Below are 14244 nucleotides of genomic sequence, written 5' to 3'. Positions count from 1 at the left end.
CCTCATTCAACGCGCAACGCGGCGGCCAGCCAGTCGCGCACATTCGTCGGTGCGGCGAGGTGATAGCGTGCGACGCTCTCTCCGTCGCCGACCTTGATTCCGAAGCCGCCATGTTCCTCGGCCCAGGCCAGCGCGGGCTCGTCCGTCGTGTCGTCGCCCGCATAGACCGGCTTGCGCCCGTCGAACTGCGCGAGGTCGGACAGGATCGCCAAGGCGCCGTCCTTCGAGAACCCCTGGGGGCGGATTTCGACGGCCATCTTCGCGGGCTGGATCATGAAGCCGTCATAGCGCTCGGTCAGCGCCTCGGTGAAGGCTTCGACCTGACCCTGCTTGGCGGGGTTGGAGCGGAAATGGATCGCGGCGCCGTGGCTCTTGTCCTCGAAGATGAGATCATGCTCCTGCGCGAAGCCCGCCAGATCCTCTTTCACCGCGCCCAGATGCTGCGGCGCCTCGGCCATCGGCGGCTCCATCCCGCGCGCCTCCGAGCCGTGCGATCCGACCATCAGGCCTTCGAACCCCTCGAGAAACCGTTCCAGTTCGTGCAGCGACCGCCCCGAGACGACCGCGAGCGCGCCGTCGAGCGCCTCTGACAGCTCGGTCAGGATGCCGGGCAGATCGCGCGGCACGATCACCGCGTCCGGGCGCGGCGCTATATCCACGAGACATCCGTCGAAATCGAGGAACAGCGCGTCCCGTGACGGGTCGAGCGCGGGCGGTGCCGGTTTTTTCCCGGTCATGTCATCCATTGCCATGTGAAGACCGTAAGTGATCCTGTCCCGGTTGAATAGGCCGCATTGGCACAGATCGGGAAACCCGTTAAGTCGGGTGGAAGTTCCGCGATAATTGACGACAGGACAGTGACACGATGACCAACGCCGCAAATCCGCGCCTTGCCCACGCCCCCGCCGATCATCCGCCCGTCAAGGAAGCGAAGATCGGTCTGCTCGTCGCCAACCTCGGAACCCCGGACAATACCGATTACTGGTCGATGCGCCGCTACCTGAACGAGTTCCTTTCGGACCGGCGTGTGATCGATTATCCGGCATGGAAGTGGCAGCCGCTGCTGCAGCTGATCATCCTGTCGCGGCGGCCTTTCACCTCCGGCGCGAACTACAAAACGATCTGGAACAACGAGGCCGACGAAAGCCCGCTGATGACGATTACCAAGCAGCAGGTCGCAAAGCTGCGCGATGCGGTCTCGGCGCGCTACGGGCAGGAAGTCGTCGTCGATTACTGCATGCGCTACGGCAACCCCTCGACCCAGTCGGTGGTCGACAAGATGGTCGAGCAAGGCTGCGAGAAGATCCTGTTCCTGCCGCTTTATCCGCAATATGCAGGGGCAACCTCGGCCACCGCGAACGACCAGTTCTTCCGCGCGCTGATGAAACAGAAGCGCCAGCCCGCCGCCCGCGTCGCGCCTGAATATTTCGACAGACCCTCCTATATCGACGCTCTCGCGCAATCGGTGGAGCGGGTCTATGCGACGCTGGACGACAAGCCCGACGTGCTGGTCGCGTCCTATCACGGGATGCCCAAGCGCTACCTGATGGAGGGCGACCCCTACCACTGTCAGTGCCAAAAGACCTCGCGCCTGCTGCGCGAACGGCTCGGCTGGGACAAGGACGGAATCGACACCACCTTCCAGTCGGTCTTCGGTCCCGAGGAATGGCTCAAGCCCTACACCGTCGAGCATGTGGCGGAACTGGCGAAGGCCGGGAAGAAGAATATCGCGGTGATCTCGCCCGCCTTCAGCGCGGATTGCATCGAGACGCTCGAGGAGATCAACGGCGAAATCCGCGAGGCGTTCGAGCATGCGGGCGGCGAGAAATTCACCTATGTCCCCTGCCTCAACGACGACGATCTGCACATCAAGGCGCTGATGGACGTCGTGCAGGAAAACCTCGCCGGTTGGCTGGACTGATACGACTTTCGCAATCTGCGACGACCTGTCTCACAGATTAGTGGGGCTCTCTTCCTATATGTTCCTGACGTTGGGGAAGGGGATCGCCGTGAAGGCGCATCCTGCGGACCGGCAACGATCGGGACGCGCAGAGCAGAAAGGAACGAGAATGATCAAGACTATCGGACTGGCCGCTCTGGCGGCTCTCTATGCCGGCGCGTCCTGGGCCGGCCATGCAAATCCGTGGGCGACGGAAGACGACGTGATTTACTCGCAAAATCACGAGGAAAACCTCGTGCAATCGGTCGACACGCCCGGCGAAGACGAGATGCTGGGCGTCATGGTGCAAAGCGCCCGTGGCAAGCTCGACGGCTTGTCGGGCGGTTCGGGAGCCAGCGATGCTTCGGGCGATGGCTCGGGCGGCGCGTCCGACCACGCCCACGCCGCGGGTGGACACGACTGACCGCTACGCAGATTGAAAAGCCCCCCGGTCCTACGCGGAGCCGGGGGTTTTCCGTGTCGGTCGAGCGGCGCGCCTCAGATCAGCAGCACCTGCGTTCCGATCTTCGCGAAGCCGAACAGCTCCTGGATATGTTCGTTGTAAAGCCCGATGCAGCCGTTCGAGCTTTTACGGCCGATCTTGCGCGTGTCATGGGTGCCGTGGATGCGGTAATAGCGCCACGATAGGTAAAGCGCGTGGGTGCCCAGCGGGTTGTCCGGACCCGGTGGCACGTAATCGGGCCATTCCGGATTGCGCTTCTTCATCGAAGGCGTCGGCGCCCAGCTCGGCCCCTTCACCTTGCGGATCACCTCGGTGCGGCCGCGCCGGGTGAGTTCCTCGGAGACCGGCACCGAGGTCGGGTAGAGCCGGTAGATCGAGCGATCCTCCGACCAGTAATGCAGCGCCCGCGAATGGGTGTCGACGAGGATCGCGCCGTTGCGCAAATTCGAGAAATAGGACTGCCAGTCGCGGTTCTGGAAGCTCGAGATATTGCGCCGCTGGTTGGTGAAGGCCGTGGTCTCGAACTGCTCCTGCCCGGCATCGGGCGTCTGCGCTCCGGCGGGCAGCGCGAGCCCCGCCCCAAGGCAGGCGGCGGCGCCGAGAAAGGCGCGGCGGTCGAAGGGCTTGCGCGTGTGTGACATCTCAGGCTCCGGGTTCGCGACGGGGACGATTGCGATAAATATAATGTGATCGCACGGCCGCGGCAAATCAAACTGGCGGGGATCGGCCCGCAAATCGACAGAGGGGTTTGCGCGGCTGAGTACAAGCGTGTAATGCGGATTGACGGTTTAACGAGGGACTGACCAAAGATGTTGCGCGCTACCGTATTTGCGATCTCTGCGACTGTGGCACTGGCAGCTTGCCAGCCGACCGACACGCAGCCGAAGCTTGGCCCCGATGGCCTGCCGCTGCCGAAAGTCTACAACATCACCGCGAGTGACCGCTCGGTGATCCCGCAGCGTGTGCTGGAATCTGTGAACAGCCTGCGCTCGGCGCGCGGGGCCGCGCCGCTGGTGCTGAATGACGCACTGACGACGGCGGCACTCGCGCATTCCAAGGACATGGCCGCGCAGAACCGCCCGTGGCACTGGGGTTCCGACGGCTCCTCGCCGCTGACCCGGGCGCAGCGTGCTGGCTATCCGGGGCAGGTGCTGGGCGAGAATATCTCCGAGACCTACGAAACCGAGATGGAGACCCTCGCGGCTTGGATGAAGGTCGCCGATACGCGCGACGTGATCCTGAACCCGGCGGCGACCCAGATGGGCTTCTCGTGGTACCAGGAGCCCTCCGGCAAGATCTGGTGGACGATGGTCACGGGCAACTGAGCCGAAGACCCGCCGCAAGCAAAAAAGGGCCCCATGCGGGGCCCTTTGTAATTTTCGGGGGGGCAATCAGGGGAAGATGAAGATCGGCGTTCCGTCGCGGACCATCGCGTAGATGTCGCGGATTTCCTTGTCCTTCACCGCAATGCAGCCAGCGGTCCAGTCTCGGCCCTTGCCCTTGTTCTTGCCGTCGCGGCCATGGATGAAGATGTCGCCACCCGGCTTCTTGCCCTGAGACTCCGCGAAGGCCACCTGCTGCGGGTTCGGATAGCTGATGCCGATCGACAGGTAATAGGCAGAATTCGGATTGCGCCGGTTGATGTAATAGAGCCCTTCTGGCGTCTTGCCGTCACCCTCGAATTGCTTCGGTCCGACAGGATCACCGCCAAGGCCGACCTTGTAGCTTTCCAGCACCTTGTCGCCATGCAGCAGGTACATCATCCGCTGCGACTTGAAGAGCTGAATCTGGGTCACGGCGGGGCCGTTATAGGATTTGAATTTGCTGGAATCGCCGCAGGCGGCCAGCGTTGCGAGGGCGCATCCGCCCAAGAGGAGGGTTCGACGATTCATGTTCGGCCTGTATTCGAAAGCTGCTGTTTTGCCACATTTCTAACCGATTTTCGGCCTCGCATCTAGCGGGTGAAAAGCGCCGCGAGCTCCACATGAGCGGAAAACCGGAACTGATCCACGACCAGTAGTTTATCGAGCGTGAAGCCCGCCGCGATCAGCGTCTCGGCGTCGCGCGCGAAGGTCACAGGATTGCAGGAGACATGGACGAGGCGCTTGAGCTTCGAGGTCGCGATCTCGGCGATCTGGGCCTGCGCGCCCGCCCGCGGCGGATCGATCAACACCGCGTCGAACTTCGCCAGTTCGTCCGGCAGAAGCGGTCGGCGGAACAGGTCGCGCGCCTCGGTGGAGACCTGGTGCAGGCCCTGCGACTGACGCCAGCCCTGATCGAGCGCTTCGGTCATCGCTGCGACTCCTTCGACCGCATGCACTTCGGCAAGCTCGGCCAGCGGCAGAGAGAACGTCCCGCAGCCCGCGAAGAGATCGGCCACCTTTTTCGCATCGCCAATCGCCGCCTTGGCGAAGGCGGTCAGCACCGCTTCGCCGTGATGGGTGGCTTGCAGGAAAGCACCCGGCGGCGGCACGACCTTGGCTTTGCCGAATTGCTGGATCGCCGGCCGCCGCCCCGCGATGATCTGCCCGTTCCAGCTGAGCCGTGCGAGATCGTGGCGATGCGCCAGACCCGACAAATCCTCGAATTGGGCCGTATCAGGGTCTTTACCGCCCTGTGCCGCGAGTTCCAGACCTGCCTCCGAAAGCGTCAGTGTGAAAGCGATCTCGCCTTTGCGCGAGCCTGCGATCGCGGTCGCCTCGTGCAGCATCGGTATCGCGGCCAGCAGTTCGGGCCGCAGGATCAGGCAGTTCGGAATCTCGACGACCGTGTCCGAGGCGCGGGCGTGAAAGCCGACCAGCGTGCCTTTCTTGGTGCGCCGCCCCGACAGCGTCGCCCGCCTGCGGGAATTCAGCGGCGAGGTCGCGATGGTCATCTCCGGCACGGGCAGGTCGCGCGCGGTCAGCGCCTGACGTACCACGTCCATTTTCCATTCGGCGGTGAACGCCTCCGACGCGTGCTGCATCGAGCAGGCCCCGCAGGAGCGGTAATGCGGGCAGGGCGCTTTGACGCGATCGGGCGACGGCGTCACGATCTTCGGCTGAGCGATGCGGCCGTCGACCACCTCGCCCTCGACCACTTCGCCGGGAAGCGCCATGGCGACATGCACGGTCCCCTCGGGGCCATGGGTCACGCCGTCGGCATGCAGGGACAGTCGCTCAATTTCATAGGTCATGCGCATTCTCTAGCGGCGTGGCGCCGGTCAGAAAAGACCCTATTCCGCCGCATCCTCCGCGTCGTCGCAGGTCAGGAAGCCCCCGGACTGACGCGCCCAGTAGCGCGCGTAGAGGCCGTTCATCGCCAGCAATTCGTCATGGCTACCCTGTTCGACGATCCGCCCTTCCTCCAGCACGACGATCCGGTCCATCTCGGCGATGGTGCTGAGGCGGTGCGCGATCGCCAGAACGGTCTTGCCCGCCATGACCCGGTGAAGGGCGGTTTGGATTTGCGCCTCGACTTCCGAGTCGAGTGCCGAGGTCGCCTCGTCCAGCACAAGGATCGGCGCGTTCTTCAGGAAGGCGCGCGCAAGGGCGATCCGCTGGCGCTGCCCGCCCGACAGCTTCACCCCACGCTCGCCCAGCTTGGCGTCGTAGCCACGATTGCCTTCGTGATCGGCGAGGCCGCGGATGAAGTGATCCGCCTCGGCCTGTTTCGCGGCGGCGATCATCTCCTCCTCGGTCGCGTTGGGCTTGCCGTAAAGGATGTTCTCCCGCGCCGAGCGATTGAACATCGCGGTTTCCTGCGTGACCATCGCGATATTGCGGCGCAGGCTTTCCTGCGTGACCTCGCGAATATCCTGCCCGTCGATCCGTATAGACCCTTTTTCAGCGTCATAGAGCCTTAGCAGCAACGCAACGAGCGTCGATTTCCCTGCACCCGAGGCCCCGACGATCCCGATCCGCTCGCCATCCGCGATGGTCAGGTTGATATCCGCGATCCCGCCGCTGCGACGGCCGTAGGCGAAGTCGACATTTTCGAGCTGGATCTCGCCTTCGACATGGCGCAACGTCCGGGCATCGGGCGCGTCGGTCAGGTCATGCATATGGGCAAGCGTTCGCATCCCATCCTCGGCCTCGCCGATATGGGTCCAGACGGACATCAGCGCCTGGCTCACCCAGCCTGACATCTGCGACAGCCGGATCGCGATGGCGCCTGAGGTCGCGATGGCCCCCGCAGTCGCCTCGCCCTGCGACCAGAGCCAGATCGCGCCGCCGACCAGCATCACCGGAACGATCCCTGCATAGGCCATCTGCACCACGCGATAGAGGCTCTGAACCATGCCGAAGGAATAGGTCTTCTGGCGGAACTTCTGCATTGCCTCCAGCGCCGCGCGATCCTCGTGCTCGGCATGGGCGAACAGCTTTACCGTCTTGATATTGGTGACCGTGTCGACGACCTGCCCCGTCACCATCGCCCGGGCGGACGCCCGCTCACGCGAGCGTCCGCGGATATGCGGCAGGAAGAGGCGGATGATCAGGTAGAGCCCGAAGGTCCAGAATACGAGGCCCACGGCCCCCCAGCGGTCGATCTGGGCCAGAACGATCAGAGAGCCGACGATCGAGGCCAGCGCGAAGAGGCCGGTGTTGATGATCTCGGTGACCGTGTCGGTTACCGCACGGGCGGTCTGCATCTGCTTTTGCGCGATGCGGCCGGCGAAGTCGTTGTCGAAGAAGGTGACCGACTGGCCCATCGTCCAGCGATGCAGCCGCGAAAGCACGAGCGGCATCACGTTGGGGCTGATCAGCAGGTTGTTGGTGGCAGAACTGATGCCGAAGGTCAGAGGGCGGATCAGCAGGAAGAACGCGACGAACAGGACGAGAAGCCCGACATTTGCCCCGATCACTGCGGCCCGTTCGCTGTTCAGTGCAGCGTCGATCACCTGTCCCAGAAGCCAGGCCGAGACGACTTCCATCACGCCGGCGATGGTCGTGCCGAAGCTGGCCACGGCAATCGCGCCCCAGCTGCCCTTGAGGCACCAGCGGAAGAAGGCGCCAAGCTGGCGCGGCGGGGCGCCTTCGGCGGGGGAGAAGGGATCGAACATGGGTCTCTCTTTCCTCTCCCGATATAGTCGATTGCGGCGCGGTTCAAAGCGCGGCGAGCAAATCCTCGCGCGTCAGCGTGAAACCGGAGTCGATCCAGCGCGCCTCGAGCGTCTTCAGCGTATCGCCCAGAGCCTTACCCTCATAGCGGGGCATCAGATCCCGCGCTTGCACCGGAAATTGCTGTTTTGCGCCGAAATAGACCCTGCTTTTCCAGCCCTCCGGCATTTCCTGCCCCATGAGCGCTTGGCGCAGCAAAAACGCATCGGCCCCAGTGTCGGCGCCGAGCCGATAGCCGAGGACAGTCGGGTCGTCGCTGTCGGACAGCGAGGCGCGCAGGGCCTCGAGCTGCCGTGTGTCCTTCTTCGACAGACGCAGCCGCTCGGCCACGTCCTCGCCGCCAATCGCTGCCAGCCTGCGGATCGGATCTGCGGGGCGATCTTCGAGATGCACGAGCGGCCCGAGCGCGGTCGCATCAGCGCCGGGCAGCACGGCTGTGAGAACCCCGCATTGCGCCATCGCCGCCACAGCGTGAACGGGATCGGGTGCGGCCAGCAATTTGAGCATTTCGCCGCCAAGGCGTTCGCGCGAAAGCGTCTCTATTCCAGCGGTATTCGCGGCACAGGCGGCCAGCCCGTCAGGGTCGAGATCGTGCCCATACCACGCGGTAAACCGGAAGAAGCGCAGGATACGCAGGTAATCCTCGCGGATGCGTTCTTCGGCCTCGCCGACGAAGCGCACATGACGCGCCGCCAGATCCTCCAGCCCCGTGCCTAGCGGGTCGAGAACCGTGCCGTCTGAGCGCGCATAAAGCGCGTTCATCGTGAAATCGCGCCGCGCCGCGTCCTCCGCGATGTCGTCGGAAAACGCGACCGTGGCGTGCCGCCCATGGGTCTCCACATCGCGGCGGAAGGTGGTGACCTCATGCGGATGCCCGTCGGCGACCACCGTGACCGTGCCATGATCGACCCCGGTCGGCACCGGCTTCAGCCCGGCCGCCTTCGCAAGTTCGATCACCCGTTCGGGCCGCGCATCGCTGGCGATGTCGATATCGTTGACCGGCGCGCCCAAGGCGCTGTTGCGCACGCAGCCGCCCACCAGAAGCGCCTGATGCCCGCCCTCTTCGAGCATCTTCAGCACGCGTTGGGTCGGTTCTGCCTCGATCCAGTCTCCGGTCAGTCTCATCCCGCCATCCGGTCCGCCAATGAGCGCAATATACGCGCGGTGGCGCCCCAGATGTAATAGGGCCCGTAAGGCGCCACGAAATAGCTGCGCCGTGTGCCGCGCCACCGGCGCGACTCGACGCGGAAATTCTCGGGCGTGATATGCGACAGCGGCACGGTGAACGCCTCGGCCACCTCGCCCGCTTCGGGGATGACCTCGAACGGGGTATGGATGCGCGCGAGCACCGGCGTCACCAGAAAGGACGTCACCGTCTCATGGGGAGCGAACGTGCCCAGCACCTCGACATGGTCAAGAGGCAGGCCGATCTCTTCCTGCGCCTCGCGCAGCGCCGCGCCGACCGGGCCTTCGTCATCGGGATCCACCTTGCCGCCGGGAAAGGCGATCTGGCCGGGATGGTGGCGCAGATGCGAGCTTCGCTTCGTCAGATGCAGACGCGGCTCCGGCCCGAACGTATCGAAGGCGACGAGAACGCCCGCGGGCCGCAGCTTGCGTCCCTCGGGCAGGATCACTTCCGGATTCAGATCGTAATCCGAAGAGGGCCGCCCCGGTCGCGCCAAGGCGTCCAGAACCGGGGCGAGCGGATCACTCATTCGTTCCCTCGCCTCCCGCTTCGCGCAGCGACCCGTCGGGGTTCTTCTGCGCCTCGAAGCCAAGCGTCAGCGGATCGAAAATGTAATGCGCGCCGCAGAACTGGCAGTCCGCGGTGACCGTACCCTCATCGGTGGTCATATGCGCGATGTCGCGCGCCGAGTAGATCGAGAGCGACTGACGCACGCGGTCGGCCGAGCAGGTGCAGCCGAACTCCACCCGCTGCGGATCAAAGACGCGCGGCCGCTCTTCGTGGAACAGGCGCACCAGCAACTCGGTCGGCTGCACGGTCGGGCCGATCAGCTCCATATCCTCGACCGTGTCGAGCAGGATATTGGCGCGGGCCCAGTTCTCGCCTTCCTCGCCATCGAGGATGTCGTCGGCGGTCAGCAGGCCCTGATCGCCCGAGCCTTCCTGGGCGGCGAAGGGCGAGGCTGGGGGCATATGCTGCAGCATCACGCCGCCCGCGCGCCAGCTTTCGCCCTGACCGGGCAGGATCGAGCGCCCGAAGGACAGCGAGAATCGCGTGGGCAGCTGCTCGGATTGCGCGAAATACGCCTCGGCGCAGGCGCGCAGCGAGCCCTCGGTCAGCGGCGTGATACCCTGATAGGGGGTCGTGCCTTTGCCCTGATCGATCAGGATCGCGAAATAGCCCTGCCCGATCTGTTCGAACGGGTCGGCTTTGGGATCGAGCTTCTCGTCATCGAAGCTCGCCCATGCGCGGATGCGGGCGGGCGCGCCCTCCTTCTCGGGGGCGTAGTAGTCGGTGGCGATGATGCGGATCGGGCCGTTGCCGCGGATTTGCAGCGACAGCTTCCAGCGCAGTTTGACGGTCTGGCCGATCAGCGCGGTCAGAAGGGCGGCTTCGGCCACCAGCATTTCGACCGCGCGGGGGTAATCATGTTGCGACAGGACGGTGTCTAGCACGCCGTCGAGGCGGGCAACCCGGCCGCGGATGTCAGAGCGGTCGAGCTGAAACGGCAGAACTGTATCGTCCCATGCGATTTGGGATAACTTGGACATGGTGCTCCTGAGAGGCTCAGAGGGGTTTTCGGGCAGCGCGGAGCCTGCCATACAGCCCCAATATAGGCGCGGCAACCGCAGACCCAAGGGAGAGCACATGATCGCGAGGTTCGGAGAGCGGGTGAAATCCGGTCAGCGGTATCGTTTGCGCCCCGGTGCCTACGCGATCCTGATCCGCGACGGCAGGGTGCTTCTGACCCATCAGTCCCATCCCGTGCCGGAGTTTCAATTGCCGGGCGGCGGGATCGATCCGGGCGAGGGGCCGATCGAAGCGCTGCACCGTGAGGTCTTCGAAGAGACCGGTTGGGCGATCACCGGGTTGCGCCGCGTTGGGGCCTATCGGCGTTTCACCTACATGCCCGAATACGAGTTCTGGGCGGAGAAGCTGTGTTCGATCTGGCTGGCGCGCCCGGTGTTGAAGCGCGGCCTCCCGCCGGAGCCGTTTCATACGGCGCATTGGGCCGATCCCGAGGAGGCGCTCGGTTTGCTTGCGAATGAAGGCGAGCGCGCGTTTTTCCGGCGGGTGCTTCGCCGCTGAAAAATAGGGGTCGTTTCATTCGGTGGGAGCTTAGTTGCGGTGGTTCATCCTCCTGTCGTTTCTGCAATCGGGTCACATTCGCCATTGTCCGAAACGAGCACTGATCGTCGCGCGGTGCTGCCGGGGCCGTGAAATTCCAGAACGCCCGCCGAGACATCGTCCGCGATTTCGCCCTCGGCGAACTGCTCGGTTTCGCGATATATCGCATCCAGCAGCGCTGGGCCCGCCATCCCGGAAAACTTGCGGAGTATCCGGGCCAGTCGGGTCTGATCGATCATTTCGCCGTCTCGGTCACAGGCTTCGGTGATTCCGTCCGAGACCAGAACCAGCCTGTCTCCCGGGGTCAGTTGAACGGTGAAGGTTTCGTAGGTGGCGCCTTCGATCAGACCAATCGGTAGTCCTCCCTCGCCGAGAAACTCCACCGTACCATTGCGCCGTTGCAGGACCGGATAGGGGTGCCCGGCCTGCACCAGCTCCGCCTTGCCGGTGCGCAGGTCGATATCGGCATAGATTAGCGTGAAATATGTTTCGGTGTTCATCTCGCTCAGCACGAGCTCGTTGAGATGTCGCGCAAGGTCCGCCGGGCGTCGGCCGCGCAATTCACCCTGTGCGTTGCGGTAGATTGCGAGGTTCTGGCTGGGGGCGGCGGCGGAGAAGTAGCCCGCAATCCGTGCCATCATCAGAGCCGAGGTAATGCCATGTCCCGACACGTCGATGCCGTAAAGGCCGACCCGGCGTTCGTTGATCGGAAAGTACCCGACGAGGTCGCCGCCGACATGGCCCGCCGGTCGCAAGAGCAACGAGACCTCCGCCGCTTCGAACTGTGCGTGACGTACCCGCACCAAGCTCTGCTGTAGCTTGCGTGCCTCCTGCAGGTCGCGGTCGATCACCTCCTGCGCCGCGCGTAGCAGTCGGTTCTTCTCGGTCAGTTCCTCTTGCATCTTGAGAATGCGGGTTCCCGCGCTGAGCCTTGCGCGAAGCTCCTCTCCGTTGACTGGTTTCGAGAGGAAATCGTCGGCCCCGCTTTCCAAACCGCGCGTGACGTCCGTCTTCTCGGCCTTGGTGGTCAGAAGGATGAAATAGCCGTAGCTGCGTCGCGGCAAGTCGCGGAAGATACGGCAGAATTCGGGGCCGCTCATCCCCGACATCATCCAGTCCGAGATCACGATATCCGGCTCGCACTGGGCGCAGATCGCGATTGCCTCTTCCGCACTTTCAGCCTCGCTCACCTGATAGCCGGAGCGCGACAATTGCGCCGACAGAATGCGGCGCTGCATCCGGCTGTCGTCCACGACCAGAACGTGCCGCGCCGTGCCCGCCAAGGGTGGTCGGCTCGCGCCAACGGGAACCTCGTGTCTTTGCGCCATCTGCATCATCCGAAACCTCTGCAACCATTGAAACCGCAGAGTCCCTAAGATTCGGTGAAAACCGGCCGGCTCAGACGTTAAGAAAATCGAAAGGGTGCGGCCCTATGGTCAGCGTCGGTTGGTGTCGGATCGATTGGCCTGGAGGGCGCGATGATTGATTGGGAACGGGTACAGGAATTGCGCTCTGAAATAGGCGCAGAGGGCTTTTCCGAGGTCGTGGATCTATTTCTCGACGAGGTCGAGGCCGTCGTGATGGCGCTTGGCGGGCGCCCCGATCGGGTCGAAGAAGATCTGCATTTCCTGAAGGGCTCTGCCTGGAATCTCGGCTTTCGCGATTTCGGCGGTGCCTGTCAGAAAGGAGAGCGCATGGCGGCCGCCGGACGCTCCGCGGAGGTCGATCTGGGCGCGATCCGCGAGACCTACAGCTTGTCCAAACTGCAATTCATGGGGCGGCTATCGGAATTCACCCCGGCCGCATAGGTAAGGTGCCAGGTAGATCGCGCCAAGCGCTGCATTGCGCAGAACGGAAGATCACAAGCGTGGTTACGGCCAGAGTTCGAAAATTGGTTCGGCTACCGAAGCGGGGCCGTAACTATCGAACGGCGGACGCATCAATGCGGCGCAGTGCAAGGACAACGAAAATCTAACGCCCCCATATGATGGGCGGCCTATCGGAAAGGAGGCGTTAAATAAGAAACTCGGCCAAGGTCTCGTCTTCGGTGATGTCGCGCCAAACGAAGCCCTCGGCGTCGAGCTTAGCGAAGAGCTCTGTGAAGTTCTCGGCGCGTTTGGTCTCGATCCCGATCAGGACCGAGCCGAAATTCCGCGCCGACTTCTTCAGGTATTCGAAGCGCGCGATGTCGTCGTCGGGGCCAAGCATCTGAAGGAAATCCTTCAGGGCACCGGGCCGTTGCGGCAGGCGAAGGATGAAATACTTCTTCAGGCCCGAATAGCGCTGGGCGCGTTCGCGCACTTCCGGTAGCCGCTCGAAATCGAAATTGCCGCCCGAGGTCACGCAGACCACGCGCTTGCCGCGGATCGTATCGGCCAGTTCCGGGAGAATATCGACCGACATCGCGCCGGCGGGTTCCAATACGACGCCTTCGACATTGAGCATCTCGAGCATCGTGATGCAAATGCGATCCTCCGGCGCAAGATGGACTTGCTCGGGCGTGACCCAGCCAAGCTCCGCAAAGGGGCGCGCGCCGATCCGGGCGACTGCGGCACCGTCGACAAAACTGTTCACCTGCGAAATCGTCACGGGCTCATGCGCCTTGACCGCTGCGGTCAGGCTCGCACCGCCCAAGGGCTCGACGAAGCGGAATTCCGTCCCGGGGGCGGTCGCACGAAGATAGCCGGTGACGCCCGCGGCCAAGCCCCCGCCGCCCACGGGCAGGATTACCATATCCGGCGCGCCGCCCAGTTGGTCGAGGATCTCTACCCCGACCGAGGCCTGTCCCTCGATCACATCCGGATCGTCGAACGGGGCGAGGAAATGCGCTCCGGCGTCGCGGCAAAATTCCTGCGCCGAGGCGAGCGTGTCGTCGAAATAGTCGCCGGTCAGAACGATCTCGACCGCATCGCCACCAAAGGTCTTGGTCTTGTCGATTTTCTGCTGCGGCGTCGTGACCGGCATGAAGATCGTGCCTTTCACCCCGAAATGCCGACAGGCGAAGGCCACGCCCTGCGCATGGTTTCCGGCGCTCGCGCAGACGAAATGCGCCGCCGAGGGGTCGCGTTCGCGCAATTTCCGCATGGCGGTGAAGGCGCCGCGAATCTTGTAGGAGCGCACCGGCGTCAGGTCCTCGCGCTTGAGCCAGACCTCCGCCTCGAAGCGTTTCGACAAATGCGCATTGAGTTGCAGCGGCGTCGGCTCGAAGAGCGCACGCAGCGCGCGGGTGGCGGCTTGGGCGGAAAGGGCGAACTCACTCATAAGGAAAGCCATGACGAAGCTGCACCGCTCTTGCAAGGGGGAAGGCCGTTCGGCGGGACTACGCGCAACCCGGGGGCGCTTTGGGCGAAGCTTTGCGCATTTTGCAAAGGCCGCCGCTTTTTTGCCCACTTTCGACGGTATTCGTGCTGAAAACGTGTCGCGAGCAACA

General features: G+C 63.9%; 15 protein-coding genes. 5 read left to right on the top strand and 10 right to left on the bottom strand.

Annotation, left to right across the window (positions count from 1 at the left end):
• Positions 1 to 2: 2 nt before the first annotated feature.
• Positions 3 to 752 carry a trehalose-phosphatase gene (otsB, locus tag B6V74_RS14440; protein WP_088723187.1) on the bottom strand — a complete coding sequence of 250 codons (750 nt, stop codon included), beginning with the start codon at positions 750 to 752 and terminating at the stop codon, positions 3 to 5.
• A gap of 113 nt (positions 753 to 865) precedes the next feature.
• On the opposite strand from otsB, the gene hemH reads away from it, so the two are divergent.
• Both hemH and B6V74_RS14430 read left to right on the top strand, forming a co-directional pair.
• Positions 866 to 1921: a ferrochelatase gene (gene hemH, locus B6V74_RS14435; RefSeq protein ID WP_088723186.1), complete on the top strand. Its 1056-nt coding sequence runs from the start codon at positions 866 to 868 to the stop codon at positions 1919 to 1921.
• Positions 1922 to 2069: 148 nt separating this feature from the next.
• On the top strand, positions 2070 to 2363 hold the full coding sequence (locus B6V74_RS14430) for a hypothetical protein (RefSeq protein ID WP_088723185.1): 294 nt from the start codon (positions 2070 to 2072) through the stop codon (positions 2361 to 2363).
• Between the two features lie 74 nt (positions 2364 to 2437).
• Here the strand turns inward: B6V74_RS14430 and B6V74_RS14425 are convergent, their stop codons facing one another.
• Positions 2438 to 3043, bottom strand: a complete 606-nt coding sequence (locus B6V74_RS14425) for a L,D-transpeptidase (protein ID WP_075775210.1) — start codon at positions 3041 to 3043, stop codon at positions 2438 to 2440.
• Positions 3044 to 3211: 168 nt separating this feature from the next.
• Between B6V74_RS14425 and B6V74_RS14420 the strand changes: the two genes are divergently transcribed.
• Positions 3212 to 3727, top strand: coding sequence for a CAP domain-containing protein (locus B6V74_RS14420; protein ID WP_075775211.1), 516 nt, complete (start codon positions 3212 to 3214; stop codon positions 3725 to 3727).
• 66 nt (positions 3728 to 3793) lie between these two features.
• Here B6V74_RS14420 and B6V74_RS14415 read toward each other — a convergent pair whose 3' ends face one another.
• The 6 genes from B6V74_RS14415 to B6V74_RS14390 form a co-directional block, all read right to left on the bottom strand.
• Positions 3794 to 4294, bottom strand: a complete 501-nt coding sequence (locus tag B6V74_RS14415; RefSeq protein WP_075775212.1) for a L,D-transpeptidase family protein — start codon at positions 4292 to 4294, stop codon at positions 3794 to 3796.
• Positions 4295 to 4356: 62 nt separating this feature from the next.
• Positions 4357 to 5577 (bottom strand): class I SAM-dependent RNA methyltransferase, encoded by a 1221-nt coding sequence (locus B6V74_RS14410; protein WP_088723184.1) that lies wholly within the window; start codon positions 5575 to 5577, stop codon positions 4357 to 4359.
• Between the two features lie 39 nt (positions 5578 to 5616).
• On the bottom strand, positions 5617 to 7443 hold the full coding sequence (locus B6V74_RS14405) for an ABC transporter ATP-binding protein (RefSeq protein ID WP_088723183.1): 1827 nt from the start codon (positions 7441 to 7443) through the stop codon (positions 5617 to 5619).
• Positions 7444 to 7486: 43 nt separating this feature from the next.
• On the bottom strand, positions 7487 to 8626 hold the full coding sequence (locus B6V74_RS14400) for a CCA tRNA nucleotidyltransferase (protein ID WP_088723182.1): 1140 nt from the start codon (positions 8624 to 8626) through the stop codon (positions 7487 to 7489).
• Positions 8623 to 9216, bottom strand: coding sequence for a CoA pyrophosphatase (locus tag B6V74_RS14395; RefSeq protein ID WP_088723181.1), 594 nt, complete (start codon positions 9214 to 9216; stop codon positions 8623 to 8625). Before B6V74_RS14395 ends, B6V74_RS14400 begins: the two co-directional genes overlap by 4 nt.
• Positions 9209 to 10237, bottom strand: coding sequence for an Hsp33 family molecular chaperone HslO (locus tag B6V74_RS14390; protein ID WP_075775217.1), 1029 nt, complete (start codon positions 10235 to 10237; stop codon positions 9209 to 9211). The genes B6V74_RS14395 and B6V74_RS14390 overlap by 8 nt, the downstream gene beginning before the upstream one ends.
• Before the next feature lie 97 nt (positions 10238 to 10334).
• On the opposite strand from B6V74_RS14390, the gene B6V74_RS14385 reads away from it, so the two are divergent.
• Positions 10335 to 10775: an NUDIX hydrolase gene (locus tag B6V74_RS14385; RefSeq protein WP_088723180.1), complete on the top strand. Its 441-nt coding sequence runs from the start codon at positions 10335 to 10337 to the stop codon at positions 10773 to 10775.
• A gap of 44 nt (positions 10776 to 10819) precedes the next feature.
• Here B6V74_RS14385 and B6V74_RS14380 read toward each other — a convergent pair whose 3' ends face one another.
• Positions 10820 to 12142, bottom strand: coding sequence for a SpoIIE family protein phosphatase (locus tag B6V74_RS14380; protein WP_088723247.1), 1323 nt, complete (start codon positions 12140 to 12142; stop codon positions 10820 to 10822).
• 150 nt (positions 12143 to 12292) lie between these two features.
• On the opposite strand from B6V74_RS14380, the gene B6V74_RS14375 reads away from it, so the two are divergent.
• A complete protein-coding gene (locus B6V74_RS14375) occupies positions 12293 to 12622 on the top strand; it encodes a histidine kinase (RefSeq protein ID WP_075775220.1) in 330 nt (109 codons plus the stop codon).
• A gap of 205 nt (positions 12623 to 12827) precedes the next feature.
• Here the strand turns inward: B6V74_RS14375 and ilvA are convergent, their stop codons facing one another.
• Entirely contained in the window at positions 12828 to 14075 is a 1248-nt protein-coding gene (gene ilvA, locus B6V74_RS14370; protein WP_075775456.1) for a threonine ammonia-lyase IlvA, read from the bottom strand.
• Positions 14076 to 14244: the final 169 nt, after the last annotated feature.

This window comes from Thioclava sp. F42-5, assembly GCF_002213195.1.
GTDB classification, from domain to species: Bacteria; Pseudomonadota; Alphaproteobacteria; order Rhodobacterales; family Rhodobacteraceae; genus Thioclava; species Thioclava nitratireducens.
Note: the sequence above shows the minus strand (reverse complement) of the source record. Positions and strands in the feature narration are given on the sequence as shown.

Coding starts and splice junctions, on each gene's coding strand:
- otsB (WP_088723187.1), bottom strand. CDS start 752: ATGGCAATGGATGACATGACCGGGAAAAAACCGGCACCGCCCGCGCTC.
- hemH (WP_088723186.1), top strand. CDS start 866: ATGACCAACGCCGCAAATCCGCGCCTTGCCCACGCCCCCGCCGATCAT.
- B6V74_RS14430 (WP_088723185.1), top strand. CDS start 2,070: ATGATCAAGACTATCGGACTGGCCGCTCTGGCGGCTCTCTATGCCGGC.
- B6V74_RS14425 (WP_075775210.1), bottom strand. CDS start 3,043: ATGTCACACACGCGCAAGCCCTTCGACCGCCGCGCCTTTCTCGGCGCC.
- B6V74_RS14420 (WP_075775211.1), top strand. CDS start 3,212: ATGTTGCGCGCTACCGTATTTGCGATCTCTGCGACTGTGGCACTGGCA.
- B6V74_RS14415 (WP_075775212.1), bottom strand. CDS start 4,294: ATGAATCGTCGAACCCTCCTCTTGGGCGGATGCGCCCTCGCAACGCTG.
- B6V74_RS14410 (WP_088723184.1), bottom strand. CDS start 5,577: ATGACCTATGAAATTGAGCGACTGTCCCTGCATGCCGACGGCGTGACC.
- B6V74_RS14405 (WP_088723183.1), bottom strand. CDS start 7,443: ATGTTCGATCCCTTCTCCCCCGCCGAAGGCGCCCCGCCGCGCCAGCTT.
- B6V74_RS14400 (WP_088723182.1), bottom strand. CDS start 8,626: ATGAGACTGACCGGAGACTGGATCGAGGCAGAACCGACCCAACGCGTG.
- B6V74_RS14395 (WP_088723181.1), bottom strand. CDS start 9,216: ATGAGTGATCCGCTCGCCCCGGTTCTGGACGCCTTGGCGCGACCGGGG.
- B6V74_RS14390 (WP_075775217.1), bottom strand. CDS start 10,237: ATGTCCAAGTTATCCCAAATCGCATGGGACGATACAGTTCTGCCGTTT.
- B6V74_RS14385 (WP_088723180.1), top strand. CDS start 10,335: ATGATCGCGAGGTTCGGAGAGCGGGTGAAATCCGGTCAGCGGTATCGT.
- B6V74_RS14380 (WP_088723247.1), bottom strand. CDS start 12,142: ATGGCGCAAAGACACGAGGTTCCCGTTGGCGCGAGCCGACCACCCTTG.
- B6V74_RS14375 (WP_075775220.1), top strand. CDS start 12,293: ATGATTGATTGGGAACGGGTACAGGAATTGCGCTCTGAAATAGGCGCA.
- ilvA (WP_075775456.1), bottom strand. CDS start 14,075: ATGAGTGAGTTCGCCCTTTCCGCCCAAGCCGCCACCCGCGCGCTGCGT.